The following is a 15763-nucleotide window of genomic DNA, read 5'->3' on the forward strand; positions in this document are numbered from 1 at the left end:
GGCTATAACGCCTCTGACAGTCGGAGGGTTGTCCTAGTTCCCGGTCTGACCGGTATCGCCATCACATCGCATCGCGCTTACAACATCGTGAAGCTGGTCTCCTCAGCTTATTCCTTAATGTTGGCCCGCCAGCATAGGTACGTGGCGTGCCTGATAGGTCTCCCCGCGTGTCATAAGAGCCCAGATGACGCGGGCCATCTTGTTCGCCATGGCCACGGTTGCAACCCTAACCGGCTTTCTCGCCAGCAGCGCGAGAAGCCGTGGATCGGCAGTATCGGGTTTGCATTTGGCATAGCGGACTAACGCGGTTGCGCCGATGACAAGCAACTGGCGCAGATATTTGTCACCCATTTTGGTGATCCGTCCCAGGCGTTCTTTCCCACCACTCGATCTTTGCAATGGCGTCAGACCTAGCCAGGCAGCAAACTGACGTCCTGACCGGAACTGATGAGGATCGGTCACCGATGCAGCAAAAGCCGTTGCACCAACAGGCCCTATGCCGGGTATGGTGGATAAGCGTCGTGCTATGTCATCGCTACGTTGCAAGGCGCCAAGCGCCTTGTCAATTTCCCGAAGCCGGGCATGGGTATCTATGGCTTGCCCAGACAGCATACCGACGATCGTTGTCGCCTCTGTAGGAAGGCCTGTATCGATTTCTCCGCCAATAATCTGGCGCGCCATCGAAAGCGCCTTCTCGAGGCCTTCTGGAATAGCGATACCGAACTCAGCAAGCATGCTGCGCATCATGTTCACCAACTGCGTCCGTTGCCCCACCAGTAAGCTACGAGCTCTATGCAGGGACAGAGCGGACTGCTGCTCACGCGATTTTACAGCGACAAACCTCATCGTTGGACGCGTGACTGCCTCGCAGATCGCTTCGGCATCGACGGCATCATTCTTGCCGCGTTTCACATAGGGTTTGACGTAGGCAGGTGGCATGAGGCGCACCTCGTGACCAAGACCGACTAATTCTCGCGCCCAATGATGAGATGTGCCGCACGCCTCGATCCCGACCAGGCATGGCGGTAACTTCCGGAAGAACGGCAGCATCTGCGATCGCCGCAGCGCTTTGCGTATCACGACCTCACCGGTCGCGTTGACGCCGTGAACCTGAAAAACGTTCTTGGCCAAATCCAGGCCGATCGTGGTAATCTCCATGGTGGGTGGTTCCTCTGCTCGGGTTTGCCTGACAGCAACCCATCTTGGCACCTAGATGCCGTGAGCGGGAGCCATCCACCCTATCCGCTTCCGGCCACGCGCGCACGATCCTTGCACTTGCCGCCACGATCAACGCGAGCGATGCTGCTTAAGTGCGGGGGGCTTACCGAGCTGCATTCCTTTCCGCATTGAGCCGCTCGACAAGTTTCTGGATCTCATCTGGATTGAGAATCCAGGTCCGGGTTTTGCGGCCTTCGCGAAGCACGGGCCGCGTCAGCAGGATGCGGGCCTGCTCCTTTGCGAACGGCTTAAAGAGTGAGAAGTGCACTACGCATTCGAGCATCGATCCGATAACCGGCGTCTTGCCATCCAGATCGATCAACGTTGCGGGCTGGTCCCAAGGAATGTTCATCATGACGCGCGCCTATCGCGGGTGACGGCGAAAGCAGAGGCTTATGCCTTTATCCGCAAAATGTATCGATCGCCCGACATACTTCCGGTCCGCCGGCTTCGAGGCAGTCGAATGCCGACAATAGCGCTCGGTATGGATGACCCTGTCGCTTTGGATCTTGCAACCTCACCGCAAAGTGTGGCTGGCCGGATATCGGTACCTTACGGTAACTCGACATCTTGCCGGGTTAAACTGCCATCAACGCGGGGCCGCGCATTGGTCCAAGCCAGCTAGCCAGCGACAATCTCGTCAAACACACGGTTCACGATGACGATACGCGAGTCGTGGTTGATGTCCACCGAGACCGAAATTGGATCGGACAGTGGTGCATCAGATCGCTCCGTCTCCAGATATGTCGCGGTATCGCCGCCGCTGGGCGTATCGCCCGCGCTGTTTTTTTTCGCCTGCCGACGATAAAAAAATGTCAGTTCGTTCAAAACCGTGTTCCTGGACCAATCGTTCGACAGCCAGTTCCGCTTCGCGTCGACTGGAAAATGTGCGTTCAATCGTGGTACTCATGTCGCTATCCTCAGATTTCCAAAGTTCGGAATCGGCATCGTATCATCGCGTTGCGCCATCTTGGGCCGAGCCGGGCTCCGCCATCTTGCGGTGCTGTTCTGCGAGAATTGCTGCCGGCGTCACGTGCGCCACAGCCGCCTGGATCTTGTTCTTCCATCCTGAGACGATATGCGCATCGCCGTTCATCATCGCGTTCCATCCGTCGCGGGCGACGTCGGCCGGATCGCTCTTGCTCTCTGACGCGCCCACACTCGTGTCGAGCATGTCGGCGCGATCGAAGAACTCGGTTTCGACTGGGCCGGGCATCAAAGTGGTGATCGTCACGCCTTTCACCTCCTTGATCTCGTTGCGCAGCGCGTCGGCGAAGCTGTCCACGAACGCTTTCGTGCCGTTGTAGACTGCCTGGAACCTACCCGGGATGAAGCCGGCGATGGATCCCGTGATCAACACCTTGCCATCGCCGCGCATCACCATTCCCTTGAGCACTTGCTGAAGCAGATAGAGAGTGCCAGTAATGTTGGTATCTACCACAAGGCGCCAGTCGGCGACATTCTGGTCCAGGAAGCCGTGCCCCAGGCCCCGGCCAGCATTGGCGCACAGAAGATCGATGCGGCGACCCTCGGCGGCGGAAAGCAGGGCATCGACGCCTTCCAGGGTGGATAGGTCGGCTTGCACTGCGGCTACGGAAACCCCGTGCAGGCGAAAGTCCCGGGCGGCCGCTCCGATCAGCCCTTCGTCGGCAGCGACCAGCAGGTCATAGCCGTTCTCTGCGGCAATGCTCGCCAGTTCGAAGCCGATGCCTGTGGAGGCACCGGTGATGATTGCGAATTTGTCTGCCATGCTGCTTGTCTTATTCGGCCGCGACGGCGGTTTCGGTGAAGCCGGGTTTGAGCACGACCTTGGTGACTTCGTTCTGGTTGTCGTGGAACATCTTGTAGCCCTTGGGGGCATCCTCCAGGCTCATGCGGTGCGAAATGAGAAAGGTCGTGTCGATCTTACCCTCGACGATCGCGTTGAGCAGGGCCGGCATGTAGTGCTGGACGCTGGTTTGCCCGGTCTTCAAAGTCAGGCCCTTTTCCATGAAGGCGCCGAGAGGGAACTTGTCGACGATGCCGCCGTAGACCGCCGGCATCGAGACGCGGCCGCCTTTGCGGCAGGCGACGATGGCCTGGCGGATCGAGTGGATGCGGTCAGTGCCCAGAAAAAGCGAAGCCTTGACCTGGTCGATCACGTTATCGACGAAGAAGCCATGCGCCTCCAGCCCCACCGCGTCGATCACCGCGTCTGGACCGATGCCGCCTGTCATTTCCATCAGCGCTTCGTACGTTTTCGACTCCTCGAAGTTGATGGTCTGCGCGCCGAATTTTCGCGCCAGTTCCAGGCGGCGCGGGAAATGGTCGATGGCGATCACCCGCGCCGCGCCCATCAGAAACGCCGACTGAACCGCGAACAGTCCGACCGGACCACAACCCCACACAGCGACGGTGTCGCCGGGCTCGATGTCGGCGTTTTCGGCGGCCTGCCAGCCAGTGGGCAGGATGTCGGAAAGGAACAGCACATCGTCGTCGTCCAGCCCTTCGGGCACGACGATCGGACCGACGTCTGAAAACGGTACGCGCACGTATTCGGCCTGGCCCCCCGCATAGCCGCCGGTCAGGTGGCTGTAGCCGAACAGACCTGACATCGGCTGCCCGTAAAGCTCCATGCCGATGTCCTGATTGTCGGCCGGGTTGCCGTTGTCGCAGGCGGAATACTGGTGTTTGCCGCAGTGGTAGCAACTGCCGCAGGCGATGGTGAAGGGAACGACGACGCGCTGGCCCTTGACCAGGGTGGATCCGGGGCCCGTCTCCACGACTTCGCCCATGAACTCGTGGCCAAGGATGTCGCCGGCCTTCATCGTGGGAATGAAGCCGTCGTAAAGGTGCAGATCGGAGCCGCAGATCGCGGTCGAAGTGATCTTGATGATCGCATCACGCGGATTGAGTATCTCGGGATCGTCGACCGTGTCGACGCGCACGTCATGCTTGCCATGCCATGTGAGTGCACGCATCAGGCCTTCTCCTCTTCGAGCTGTGCGCGGGTGCGCGACGAGGTGGCGACTTCGCCGGTTTCCATCAATTGTTTGAAGCGCCGTAAGTCGCGCCGTGCCTGGATGGCGGGTTCGCGCTGAAACATTTTAGCGATGAGCTTGCCCAAGACCCCGGCTGGTGGATCATAGACGATCGTCGCGGTGACGATCGTGCCGCGAGTCCCCGCATCTTGAAATTCGATGCGGCCGCCGTTGGGGACATCGGCATCCCCGGACGAGGCCCAGGCGATGAGTTCACCGTCCTTCTCTTCGGTAATGCGGGCATCCCATTCGACGGTCTTACCGCCGGGGGCTTTCACGACCCAATGAGACAGTTCACGCGAAGGCACGTCTACCCGCACGACGTTTTCCATGAAAGTGGGAAGCCGCGCGAAGTCGCGCCAGTATTCGTAGAGTTCGGCGCGGGACCGGTTGATCGTCACGGTCCGCCCGAACAATGTGTCGCCTCGCGTTTCCGGAAGCGCCTGGACTGCGCTATCGCGCGTTTCCTGGGATTTGGATGTCGTGGGCGGGGCGTCGTCATTCCGGCGTGCCATTCCTACTCTCCATCTGCTTGGATATGCAGCCGGTCCATTGAATAGGACGGCTTTCATAACCCAAACGACGAGAGCGCGCATAAAGACCCTGGAATTCGCCTAGATAATCTCGTCAGGGAAACGCCTTGGCGCAACGGTCGGTCAGGTTGCGAGCATATCGAGAAGGCTCGCGATCCGCGCGACGCGTTCGTCGTCGGAGGCAAGGGGCTGCGACAGGATCCAGCGCCCCTTCTTTTCGACAAATCCCGCCGCCCCGACCTCGATCGTGCATTCGGGGCGCAGCGTGAGGGCTATCGCCGCCGGGCCTGCATCGATGCGCGCGATCAGCAACGCCTGCGCGGCAAGACGGATGCGGGCATGGGCCAGCAGCCGTTCCGCTTCGGCAGGGAGCGATCCGAAGCGATCCAGGAGTTCGGCCTCGAAGGAATCGAGCGCATCGTCGGTCTCGATGCGCGCCAGTCGGACATAGAGGGACAGTCGCAAGTCCGCCTCCGGTATCCAGTTCTCGGGAAGGGCGCCGGTCGCACCCAGATTGAGGTCGGGGCTCCATCGCTCGGCATTCTCGCCGCGGGCGGCCTTCAGCGCGATGCGCAGCAGGTGCTGGTAAAGATCGACGCCGATCAGCTTAATGTGCCCGGCCTGGTCCTCGCCCACGAGATCGCCCGCACCCCGCATGTCCAGGTCTTGGCCGCTGATCGCGAAACCGGCGCCCAGCCGGTCGAAGGTGGCGAGCGTGCGCAATCGCTTGAGCGTGCGCGCCCCGATCGCGTTCTCGCTTTCAATCAGCAGGATGACTTGCCCGCGCCGATTTCCGCGCCCGACACGGCCGCGCAGCTGGTGCAATTGCGCCAGCCCGAAGCGATCCGCGCGCCAGACGATCATAGTGTTTGCGCGCGGCACGTCGAGGCCGGCTTCGATGATGTTAGTCGCCAGCAGGATATGCCCCCGGCCATTGCCGAACCCGACCATTACCTCGTCGATTTCGCCGGGCGACATCTTCCCGTGCGCCTGGACCAGGGTCAGATCTGGGGCTGCTCGTCGTATCTTTTCAGCGACCTTCGCCATGTCCTCGATACGCGGCACGACCACGAAGCTCTGGCCTCCCCGGGCTTTTTCGCGGGTGAGGGCGGTGCGGATAAGTACATCGTCGTACTCGCCGATGCTGGTGCGGATTGGCTGTCGCCGGGCCGGAGGCGTGGCAATGACCGACATCTGCTGAAGGCCCACGAGCGCCGCCTGCAAGGTGCGCGGGATCGGCGTCGCGCTGAGGCTCAGGATATGGACCGTCCCCAATCCGCGCAGACGGGCCTTGTCGGCGGCACCGAAGCGTTGTTCTTCGTCGATTATCACCAGCCCCAGCCGTGCGTACTTCACGCCTTTCGCCATTACCGCTCCGGTACCCACGACTATATCAATCGACCCGTCGGCAAGCCCGGCCTTTGCGGCCTTCCTTTCCACACTGGTACTGAGCCGTGAGAGGCCGACGATCTCGATCTTCGTCCCCTCGAAGCGACGGCGGAACGTCTCGAGATGTTGCCGCACGAGAACGGTTGTCGGTGCCGCAACCACGACCTGGAACCCTGCCAGCGCCGCCAGCGCGGCGGCCCGCAGAGCGACCTCCGTCTTGCCGTAGCCCACGTCGCCGATGATCAGCCGGTCCATCGGCCGCCCGCTCGACAGATCGTCCCTGACGGCGGCGATCGCCCGGGCCTGGTCGGCCGTCTCGTTGAAGGGGAACCCGCCAGCGAGCCGTTCGTAAGCAGCGGGATCGGGTTCCATGACCGGCGCCTTCAGTGTCTCGCGCTCGCGCGCCAGCTTCGTCAAAGCCTTTGCGCTCTCCTCGATCGCGGCGTTTACAGTCGCACGGCGCTTTTGCCAGGACGAACCATCAAGCTTGTCGAAAGTCACGGCGTCGCCGTCGGCACCGTAGCGCCAGATCCGGTCGGCCTCGTCAACGGAAATCAGACGCCGGGCACCGCCCGCATACTCGAGCACGATCCGTTCGACCGAAGGCGGGGCGCCTCCATCGCCGTCGGCCGGCGAAGATTCCAGTCCCTGGATACGTGCGACGCCGTGGTCTTCGTGGATCACCACGTCACCGCTGCGTACGTCGATGCCGATGTGCCAGGGGTTCGTGCCGGCCGGGCCGCCATCGCCGATCAGTGCGCGACTGCCCATGAGGTCGGCCGCCGCGATGAACACTATGCGCTCGTCGACGTATCCGGCGTCGACCGGAGCCATGATGCTGCCCCCGCAGCCGGCGGACAACTCATCCATGTCAGACCAGCCCCTGAGCTCCACGATTTCCATCGCCAGGCATCGGGCGATCCTGCCCCGCAGGAAGCGCAGGTCTCGCGCGCTGCCGGCCAGTACGAACTTGCGTCCGGATGCCAGAAGCGGGTTTGCGAAGCGAGCCATGGCGGCAAGCGGCGAGCGCTCGTCGGCAAAGCGCGGGACTGCCGTGAAGTCCATATCGAAAGGCGGCGGTGCCCAGGCTTTGCACGCCGTCTTCCAGGGGCCATCCTCTATCGCATCCAGGCGTCTGTCACCGGCAGCGTCGCGGGCAAGCTGGATAAAGCGCTTGCGGCGATGGTCGGCCTTGTCGGAGAATACGAGTATCCCCGGCGTAAGGTGGGCAAGGATGGATGTCGGTTCGCCAATAGGCGGTTCGGCGGCGCGGCCTATTTCCAGGCTCTCCAGATCAGCGCTGGTAAGCTGGGTCACGGGATAGTACGATCGGACCGCAGCGATCCTGCCCGCTGACAGTTCGATGCGTGCCGGGCCGCTGGCATCGGCGGGAAAAATGTCTATCACTTCGCCGCGTACCGCCATTTCGCCCGGCTCGTCGACCCGGTCGTCGGCAAAATATCCCAGCTCTTCCAGTTGTATCGCGAAAGTCTGGGTGTCGGCCTCGTCGCCGGGGTGCAGGCTGGGCGGCGCGCTGTCGAACGCGTCAGGGGTGGGGTAGCACCGTGCGGCAGCTTCCCCGCTCAGGATGCAGGCGACGTGGGTGCCCTGGGCCAGCCGAAGCATCCGCAGCGCGGATGCGCGACGTCCCGCGTTCGCGGGGCTCGCGGGAGCCGTTTCTCCCGGAAGGGCATCGCTGGAGGGCACGTGCACGACCTTCGCCAGAGGAGACAGCGCTCTGACGGCGTCGGCCAAAGCTTCGGCCTGCTGCTCGTCGTCCGCGAGGAATGCGATAGACTGCTCGGCAAGGGTCTGCGCGATGCGGACCGCTGTGAAGGCCAGGTTCATGCGGCACCTGGACCGCTGACGCGCCAATGGTTCGTGGACAGAAGCCTTGCCCATTCACCGGGTTCGCCCCGCTTGGTCATGTCGGTCAGAACCGGTTCCTCTCCGTTCGAGCAAGCCGCCAGCGCGTTGCGGGCCTCCATCGTCACGTCACAACGCACGGAGAAGCGAAAGGAGAGGCAGCCTGCCGGCTATATTTGATTGATCTATGTTGATGCCCGCATTGCTACGCCACCGTGCATCGTCTCGGAGGTTAGACGAGCCCGTGAAGAAAGCGTGGCAGCGGATCGATGGTAGCTTGGCCGAACAGTCTGCCCGGATTGGCGCAAGACGGTTCGTTGCCGCCGGATTGGAAACCGGATCGGGAAAGCGGATATTCCTCGTGCATGCTGAAACTCTGCTCAATCTTCGCTTGTTAGCAAAGGCAACAGGAGGGATCGTTGGCTGAGCAAAAAACAGATGACCGACGCGGATTGCAGGCGACGAAGCCGACGGCAATCCCGGCGCCGGGTTGGAAGCAGGTTCTGGTCCGCGCCTGGCGTGAGGCAAGCCAGGACAACTTGGGGCTCATCGCTTCCGGCGTAGCTTTCTGCGCGGTTCTGGCCCTGGTGCCTGCACTGGGCGCTATCGTGATGACCTATGGCCTGGTTGCCACGCCCGAAACTGTAGCTTCCAACGTGGCATCGCTGACTGCGATGATGCCGGAGGACGCAGCCCGGCTCATCGGAGAACAGCTCTCCAACGTCGTCCATACTTCGGACGGCAAGAAGGGTATCGGACTCTTCGTCGCGCTCGCAATTGCGCTCTACGGCGTAATGAAGGGAGCATCGGCACTCATTGTCGCTCTCAACATCGCGTACGACGAGGAGGAAGGCCGTGGATTCTTTCGCCTCAATTTCCTTGCATTCAAGATCGCGGCTGGCAGCGTCACTGTGGCGATCATTGCCATGGTTGGTATTGCGGGGTTGCCGACGCTCACCCAAAATGCGGTTTCGACACAAGGGTTTATCGCTGTTCTCGTCACCACCATATCGTACGCGTTGATCGGTCTTGTCGGCGCAGCGCTTGCCGCCACGATCTATCGCTACGGGCCGGACCGTGCTCACGCCAAATGGCGGTGGCTCACGCCTGGATCGATTTTCGCTTCGTTATCATGGATGGTCATGACTTTTGGTTTCGGGCTCTACGTCGCGAATTTCGGCAATTACGACGCCACCTACGGCTCGCTCGGAGCTGCAATGGTACTGCTTACCTGGTTGTACCTTTCAGCCTATGTGCTGCTGCTTGGCGCCGAGATCAATTGCGAACTCGAACGCCAGACTTCGCGAGACACGACTACAGGCACCGAGGTGCCGCTTGGGCAGCGGGGGGCTTACGCAGCCGATACTGTCGCAAGTATGGAGTAAGACCTGGTATCCTGACAGGATGACCCTGGTGGCGCTCGCCGATGATAACGCAAAATATTGCACGACCCGTCGGGTACTGTTGCGATGCCGGCTGTCAGCCTGCGTGTATGTTGGCACCGGAACCAATCCCATCCTGCACCCTTGATACCGGACAAGGAGAAAAGACATGATTGGTAAGATTTTTGGCGCGATCGTAGGTAACAAGGCGGCCAAACATGTGAAGGGAATGAGTGGCCCGAGCGGTGCTCTGCTGGGGATTGCCGCGCCCGTCGTGTTGCGGCGGCTCGGTCCCCTTGGAGTGATCGCCGCCGCGGCAGGGGCCTTTGCTTACAAGAAGTACAATGATCGCCCTGAAGTCAAGAAACCGAACGGCGCACGGTCTTCCGGGTTCTCCGAACCTACACGCAAGCAGGCCTGACACTTACGACCCTGTATGGCGCCGGGCCATGTCCCAAGGGCTCGCACCGGCGTCATATGAAGCAGTGCCGGCTTTTTCTGGACAGTATTCCAACCAGAAGCCCTGTGTGCGCAACTGCCGCCATTGAAGACGACGAAAGCGCGGTGCTCTCGAGCCTTCAAGGCGAAGGGCAAGAAGGAGCCTCTTCGAAGGGGTTCCACGCAGGTGGAATTGGCCGCCATGCTTGGCATGGATCATAGGGACAAGTCCCGCCAGAGGGCTATGGAAGTAAGGACGGACAGTCAGATGATCGTGGGGCATGCCGCCCTTGATCTGATGACCGGAACGGTGGTACAAACGGCAAGCTGGTGTTGTTTCACACGGCCGACAAACGGTCTACGAGGACGGGACCGCCTCGCATGTCGGCCACTCGTGCAGGCAAAATCCTAAAACGCCTGTTTGCCATCCTCCGCCGGGGAATCTTTCTCGTCAGGCGAATGATTATCCCGCCTGAATTCTTGTAAAAGTTCCGAGGTGATGACGTATTCGTCCTGAAGCTTGTCGCTCCGCGACCAAACGAAATCTGCTGCTGGGAGAAGCGTGCCGAGTTGGTCATCGAAGACAGGTAAGGCAGTTTCCGCATCGATCGCTGGCTCGAGATCTCCGAGTTCCTCAAGCACCTCGCCGGCGATGAAGAATCGGTAGCGCGTCGCCTCCCACTGACCTGGAAATTCGACAGCGTAACGATCCTGCGACCATTTCCGAACGGCTGTCGTGAAAGTCAGATTTGGCATGGCCGTAATCCTTTATACTCGCAGGAGATCAAATTGGAGAAATGTCAAAGGTTCCAGAATTAACGTGATGCGGGTCGGCATGATGACGTATCGCTTGCGATGGCTGCCCCTGGCCGAGAACGCCCGACGCTGATTAACTGTCCGGACCGACCGGCACCCAATCTGACAACGCCATGCTGGTGGTAGGCTCGGTCCGGGCGTCCATTGAGCCTTTCATGATTTCGAGTGCCCATTTTTGCCGGCTATCGTCTTCACCGGCGATGGCATTGGACGGAACCCACAACGAGTAGTCCCGCATATGGGCATCCGCAGCGGTGAAGAGAATACAGATATCGGCCGCGACCCCGGTAAGCACCAGTCGGGTAACGCCCAGTTGGGGCAGCAGCACAGGAAGATTTGTGGCATAAAATCCGGAAAACTGCGGCTTGAGGATAAAATAATCCCTTTTTCTCGGACGCAGTTTTTCGGCAATCGGGTTTTCTCGCTCCAAAGCGCGGTCGATCAGAGCCGAACGGTCCGAATGCCAATCTGAAAAATTATCGTTCACATAGACGATGGGATAATCACATGCGTCGAATTGCTGGATGAGGGCCTCGATAGACGGGACGATTATCTTTGCACGCGGCTCCAACACTTTCGCCCCCGGAAAATCGAAACGATTGATCATGTCGATGATCAGCAGGGCGGCGGGTGCCGAAGTAAGTTCCATTTGAATGGGCCGTTCTACGTTATGGAAGAGGTCATGTTACAAATGAGGAGATGCTCCGGGTCTTCAGGCCGGGCCCAGCTCCCTGTTTTCTCGACGGGATCAGCTGACGCGGTGCAGACCTTCGGTTTGCTCCGCTTCGCCAACCACGACGAGGTCGGGACGGGGTGCGATTTCGTTCCGCGTAGACCTTGATGACGCAGCCAAGGCATTTGGCGATTTCCTTATCGCTCTTGCTCGTCATATTGTTCGTCCTCTCACTGGAAATTCGTGGTCGGCCTGTTGTTCATGCATCATCAGGGGTAGGGTGCGCTCTTCAAAAGCCGGGCGAGGTGAGCGGCATTGCCTGCCACCATATCCGCAGTCTTCGAGACGATTTCGGGGGTCTTTTCCAGATCCTTGAAATCGGTCGAGCCCATCGCTTCGCCCACCCAGTAGCAGGCAGCAACCGCAGGAATCGTCCATCCGACATCGTTGAGTGCCTGAAACAACTGCGCACAGGAGAAGTGCGCGCCGTCCTCATTTCCAACGATTGCCGCAACGGCGACCTTGCCATAGCTAGGCATGCGCCCGGCCTTGTCGGTTTCGTTGAGAAACGCATCCATGCGCTCCAGGACGCGTTTGGCGACGCTGCCGATCTGCCCCATCCAAATCGGGCCGCCGAACACCAGGATGTCGTGGTCCAGGATCTTATCGCGAAGCGCTGGCCAGTCGTCGCCTTTCCCCTCGTCAGATGTCACACCTGGCATGATATTGAGGGACGCGACGCGGACGGTTTCGGTGAGGAAAACTTCTCTTTCAGCGAAAGCCTTTTCTAGCACCGCGATCATCGTATCGCTCGAAGATGCCTCGTTCGGATCTGATTTCAGCGAGCAATTGATAGCCAGGGCTCTGAGCACCATCGAGGATCTCCGTGGAAGGCGATCTCGGTCTGGGACCGCTTGAATAAGCAACGTCTGGCGGATGGATGGGTTCACAGGATTGAGTTACTTCGCCGCGTGCCGTGTCCTGTTCGTTCGGAAGATGGTGGAACCGCTCGCATCGCTGCATGTTGCGATCGTATATGGTTCGCGAGGAAAGCCGATGTCGAGCAAGCCCATCCCGTCACCAACGAGCAGCGCGCGAATTTCCTTTTCAGAGTTTATCCGGGACCCGGCGAAGGTCGGATCGGCGTTTCCAGCAACGCAGCGTTTGGTTAAGCGCGTGTTCCAGCGGATCGATTGGGCGGGAATGAGGGTATTGGTGGAGTTCGGCCCAGGAACAGGCCGATTTACGTCAGCAGCGCTGGCGCGGCTGCATCCGGGGGCTAGATTAATTGCGATTGAGCCCGGGGGCGAATTCTTCGAACACCTGAAGGCATCCTTACGGGATCCGCGACTTTGCGTAGTTCGCGGCTGTGCGCAGGACGTCAAAAAAATTCTTTACGATCACGGCCTGTCGCATGCCGATTGCATCATATCGGGATTGCCATTCTCGACGCTCGATGACGTTGTGGCGGAGCAAATCGTCGACGCCAGCGCATCGATTCTTATGCCAAGCGGCATTTTCGCCGCCTATCAGATGAGGAAGAGTGTGAAGCCTCTGCTGCAGCGGCATTTCTCGTCGGTTCGCAGCAGCTATGAATGGTGGAACATTCCTCCTTGCCACGTCTATTGGGCCAGCAATCGCCGGTCTCCTTCTATCGCCTCATCTGCGCTTTAAGGAAGATTTAGTGATGCGCACCTTTTTTAAAAGTAATGGTCTGACGCTCGTACTGTTGCTGCTCTTCGCATGCAGCATCCTAGGCCAGTGGTTTACCGGATGGCGGGTCGCGACCGAGGAAGCGGTCCGCCACGGACAGTCCCCCGATAGTCTGTGGGCCTATGCGCGAGGTCCCCAATTCCTTTCCTCTGTTTTCGAAAACTGGGAGAGCGAGTTTCTTCAGATGTCCGCCTACGTGATCCTCACGGCTATTCTTGTGCAAAAGGGATCATCGGAATCCAAAAATCCTGAGGCCCCGCCTCGCGATGCCGATCTTGCCCTTCAGGCAAACAAACCTGGGGCGCCTCATATTCTCAAGCGGGGGCGATTCTGGCGTGAACTTTACGCCCGATCTCTCGGAACTGCACTGGGCGCCCTGTTCCTGATATCTTTCGTGATCCATTGGACGCAAAGCGCGCGCTCAGCGGCAGAGGAAGCGCTGCGTCATGGTGATGTGCCGTCAACGCTGATGGATTATCTCCTGGATCCCCAGCTATGGTTCGAATCGTTTCAAAATTGGCAGAGCGAGTTTCTGTCGACCGCCATTTTGGTGGTTCTATCGATTTTCCTGCGCCAACGGGAATCTCCTGAATCGAAACCCGTCGCAGCCCGCCACGACCAGACCGGGAACTGACTAAGGATGGAGGGCGCAGCCGTCCCTCAGCTGAGACCGTTGTGCTCTTTGACGCCGGTCTCTTGTTCCTGGTCCAGTTTTTCTGCGTGCCAGATGTTTCGACCGGCGAAGACCAAAACGATGACGGCAAGAATAACTGCTACCACGAAAATGCCGGCGCGCCCGCGCCTTCGAGCGCTCGGCTTGTCGTGATCGTTGATCATTTGGTTGTGCCCTTGGCGCGTTGATCCTCCGGATAGTCTTCTGGCTTCACCACGCCGACGTTGGGGCGATCATCGACCTCTTCAGGTTTCAAGGCGCCTTCCTTCTGCAGATGTGGATCGACAGCGTCGGGACGAACGTCACCCAAGGGACCTCGCTTGCTTGCGTTATCGTCTGTTTTAATCATCAGATCACTCCTTCAGGCTGTAACAAGATTGACTGCAGTGGGCTTTGCCACCGGCAATCCGTCCGATTTTGACATGGCCAGAAGCTCGGTCTTGCGTGCCAGCATGCGGTCACGCAGTTCGACAAGATCGATGTCCGCCTTGCGGCACTGCGCGAACATGCCTTCGGAGGGCATTTCCTCTTCATGGACGTGATGTTTGATTTCTTCGGACAGCACCTTGAGCTTGGCTGCGAAGAAGCTGTCTTCTGGCGAGGCTGCCTCGATGTCGTTGATCAGAATCTTGGCGCCGTCGTGTTCGACATAAGCTTCGTCGAGGGTGTCGTCCTCGATCTTGCCTCGAAAACTCGGATAGAAGATTTCTTCTTCGATGGCCGTGTGGATCTTGAGCTCGACGCAGATCTGGTGCGCGAGCGATTTCCTCTGAGCCGGTGACCGCGCAGCCTCGAACTTTTCGAACAGACTTTCGACAGCCCGGTGGTCGGCCTTCAGCAGGGCAATTGCATCGGTGAACTGTGTCATGGGATTCTCCGTTGCATGGGTACTTAGATAAGTGCGATGTAAGCCAACTCGTTCCCCGATCTCCCTCATCTCCGCTGACGCCGGGCTGAGCTGCATTCAGCTTCAGCGTTATGAGGAAATCATCGCGCAAGTCCTCGGGCGTACAGCACTCGAGATCGGTGCGCATGGCGTTGGTGTCTTTCGCGACATGACCCGAGCCTGCAGCGCGCCACGTTCGGCATGGCAAGCCCGTGATCGTTCGAACCTCAGGGTAAACGTCCAATTTCCTCCTGCGCTTTGGTCGCGATTGGGGCCGGCGCTCAGCAAGCCTTCGATAGCGACTTCAATGCTACGGCTCAGCGTATCTTCACTGCCATGCCTAGCTTTAGCAGTCGTCTTTCATTCCAATTGGATCCTGAAACCATTTGCGCACGCACTGTGTTGATGCCCCTGAGAACGTCTTGAAAGGACCCTGACCGTGCCCTCGACTCCCAAAACGACCGAAAACCCTGATCAAACGGGGGCCAGCAAGCGCACTAACCGCAAAGCCGAAGAAAAAGTCTCGCCCGGGGATACAAACGCAACGATTGCTGGGCAGGGCCAGGGAAGCCCCGCCATAGTGACGACCGACATCAATGAGCCCAGAGCGCCCAAACCGACCGCTGACCGCCCGGACCGCGGTCCAAGTGGGGCAGCGACAGCGGGGAAGTTTCCGAAGAGTTTGCCGGAAAAGTCGTGCGATTGAGCGGAGAGAAGGCTGAAGACGGCAGACAGATTTCAGCGCAGTCAGACCGTTTCATTGCGCTCTTTGATAAACTCGCGAGTTCGGGCAATTGACCGCCGCTAAGGGCAGATGAAACGCCAAGGATTTGCCGTTTCGGGCGAACGAAGGAGCAACGCGCATGATCGATCGACTTAGAAAACTGTCCCGCGGTGCAAGCAAACGGGCAGAGAGAAAGCGGCTCTTGTATACGCTGGAAGAAACTGCCGCAAAGGCAGTCGTGACAGCCTCCGTAACTTTCGCGGTAGGATTGTTGCTCAAGAAGATGTTCGAGCGGTCTGTTGCGCAGGCGGCGGAAGAGGGCGCTAAAACCGGAGTTGAGCAGCATATGGAATGAGGTGGAAGGACACCCGGAAAGCCGCTGGCCCCCGGTTGTGGCTTACGTCAGGCTCTTGCGTGAAATCTGGGGTGTCG

At 59.5% G+C, this 15763-nt stretch carries 18 protein-coding genes; 5 read left to right on the forward strand and 13 right to left on the reverse strand.

Annotated features, from left to right (window positions below; genetic code table 11):
- Positions 1-114 precede the first annotated feature (114 nt).
- From NTCA1_RS21360 to NTCA1_RS21390, 7 genes are all read right to left on the reverse strand, one after another.
- Complete coding sequence (locus tag NTCA1_RS21360) at positions 115-1158, reverse strand: IS110 family transposase (RefSeq protein ID WP_159831765.1); 1044 nt, start codon at positions 1156-1158, stop codon at positions 115-117.
- 163 nt (positions 1159-1321) lie between these two features.
- The gene (locus NTCA1_RS21365) at positions 1322-1573 is read right to left on the reverse strand and encodes a hypothetical protein (RefSeq protein WP_133085313.1); all 252 of its coding nucleotides are present in this window, start codon (positions 1571-1573) and stop codon (positions 1322-1324) included.
- A gap of 266 nt (positions 1574-1839) precedes the next feature.
- A complete protein-coding gene (locus tag NTCA1_RS21370; protein WP_236549502.1) occupies positions 1840-2046 on the reverse strand; it encodes a hypothetical protein in 207 nt (68 codons plus the stop codon).
- A gap of 124 nt (positions 2047-2170) precedes the next feature.
- Positions 2171-2968, reverse strand: a complete 798-nt coding sequence (locus NTCA1_RS21375) for an SDR family oxidoreductase (RefSeq protein WP_159831766.1) — start codon at positions 2966-2968, stop codon at positions 2171-2173.
- 10 nt (positions 2969-2978) lie between these two features.
- Positions 2979-4178, reverse strand: a complete 1200-nt coding sequence (locus tag NTCA1_RS21380) for a zinc-dependent alcohol dehydrogenase (protein ID WP_086494097.1) — start codon at positions 4176-4178, stop codon at positions 2979-2981.
- Positions 4178-4753 carry an SRPBCC family protein gene (locus NTCA1_RS21385; protein WP_086494096.1) on the reverse strand — a complete coding sequence of 192 codons (576 nt, stop codon included), beginning with the start codon at positions 4751-4753 and terminating at the stop codon, positions 4178-4180. The genes NTCA1_RS21380 and NTCA1_RS21385 overlap by 1 nt, the downstream gene beginning before the upstream one ends.
- Before the next feature lie 141 nt (positions 4754-4894).
- A complete protein-coding gene (locus NTCA1_RS21390) occupies positions 4895-8008 on the reverse strand; it encodes a DEAD/DEAH box helicase (protein WP_159831767.1) in 3114 nt (1037 codons plus the stop codon).
- 437 nt (positions 8009-8445) lie between these two features.
- Between NTCA1_RS21390 and NTCA1_RS21395 the strand changes: the two genes are divergently transcribed.
- Positions 8446-9411: a YihY/virulence factor BrkB family protein gene (locus tag NTCA1_RS21395; protein WP_159831768.1), complete on the forward strand. Its 966-nt coding sequence runs from the start codon at positions 8446-8448 to the stop codon at positions 9409-9411.
- 166 nt (positions 9412-9577) lie between these two features.
- A complete protein-coding gene (locus NTCA1_RS21400) occupies positions 9578-9829 on the forward strand; it encodes a hypothetical protein (protein ID WP_086494093.1) in 252 nt (83 codons plus the stop codon).
- 425 nt (positions 9830-10254) lie between these two features.
- Here NTCA1_RS21400 and NTCA1_RS21405 read toward each other — a convergent pair whose 3' ends face one another.
- The 3 genes from NTCA1_RS21405 to NTCA1_RS21415 form a co-directional block, all read right to left on the reverse strand.
- Complete coding sequence (locus NTCA1_RS21405) at positions 10255-10602, reverse strand: DUF1488 family protein (protein ID WP_159831769.1); 348 nt, start codon at positions 10600-10602, stop codon at positions 10255-10257.
- Between the two features lie 133 nt (positions 10603-10735).
- Positions 10736-11311: an isochorismatase family cysteine hydrolase gene (locus NTCA1_RS21410; RefSeq protein ID WP_159831770.1), complete on the reverse strand. Its 576-nt coding sequence runs from the start codon at positions 11309-11311 to the stop codon at positions 10736-10738.
- Between the two features lie 293 nt (positions 11312-11604).
- A complete protein-coding gene (locus tag NTCA1_RS21415; RefSeq protein ID WP_159831771.1) occupies positions 11605-12210 on the reverse strand; it encodes a flavodoxin family protein in 606 nt (201 codons plus the stop codon).
- A gap of 181 nt (positions 12211-12391) precedes the next feature.
- On the opposite strand from NTCA1_RS21415, the gene NTCA1_RS21420 reads away from it, so the two are divergent.
- Together NTCA1_RS21420 and NTCA1_RS21425 are read left to right on the forward strand one after the other, a co-directional pair.
- Positions 12392-13009, forward strand: coding sequence for a class I SAM-dependent methyltransferase (locus tag NTCA1_RS21420; protein ID WP_086494115.1), 618 nt, complete (start codon positions 12392-12394; stop codon positions 13007-13009).
- 13 nt (positions 13010-13022) lie between these two features.
- The gene (locus NTCA1_RS21425) at positions 13023-13682 is read left to right on the forward strand and encodes a DUF6766 family protein (protein WP_159831795.1); all 660 of its coding nucleotides are present in this window, start codon (positions 13023-13025) and stop codon (positions 13680-13682) included.
- Positions 13683-13708: 26 nt separating this feature from the next.
- Here the strand turns inward: NTCA1_RS21425 and NTCA1_RS28540 are convergent, their stop codons facing one another.
- From NTCA1_RS28540 to NTCA1_RS21435, 3 genes are read right to left on the reverse strand one after another with little or no spacing between them, the layout of a single operon-like run.
- Positions 13709-13885: a hypothetical protein gene (locus tag NTCA1_RS28540; RefSeq protein ID WP_167381951.1), complete on the reverse strand. Its 177-nt coding sequence runs from the start codon at positions 13883-13885 to the stop codon at positions 13709-13711.
- Positions 13882-14070 carry a hypothetical protein gene (locus tag NTCA1_RS21430; RefSeq protein WP_159831772.1) on the reverse strand — a complete coding sequence of 63 codons (189 nt, stop codon included), beginning with the start codon at positions 14068-14070 and terminating at the stop codon, positions 13882-13884. Before NTCA1_RS21430 ends, NTCA1_RS28540 begins: the two co-directional genes overlap by 4 nt.
- Before the next feature lie 12 nt (positions 14071-14082).
- Complete coding sequence (locus NTCA1_RS21435; protein ID WP_086494087.1) at positions 14083-14589, reverse strand: hemerythrin domain-containing protein; 507 nt, start codon at positions 14587-14589, stop codon at positions 14083-14085.
- A gap of 881 nt (positions 14590-15470) precedes the next feature.
- Here NTCA1_RS21435 and NTCA1_RS21440 point away from each other — a divergent pair.
- Complete coding sequence (locus NTCA1_RS21440) at positions 15471-15686, forward strand: hypothetical protein (RefSeq protein WP_159831773.1); 216 nt, start codon at positions 15471-15473, stop codon at positions 15684-15686.
- The last annotated feature ends 77 nt before the right edge of the window (positions 15687-15763 follow it).

This window comes from Novosphingobium sp. TCA1 (genome assembly GCF_009811895.1).
Classification (GTDB): Bacteria; Pseudomonadota; Alphaproteobacteria; order Sphingomonadales; family Sphingomonadaceae; genus Novosphingobium; species Novosphingobium panipatense_A.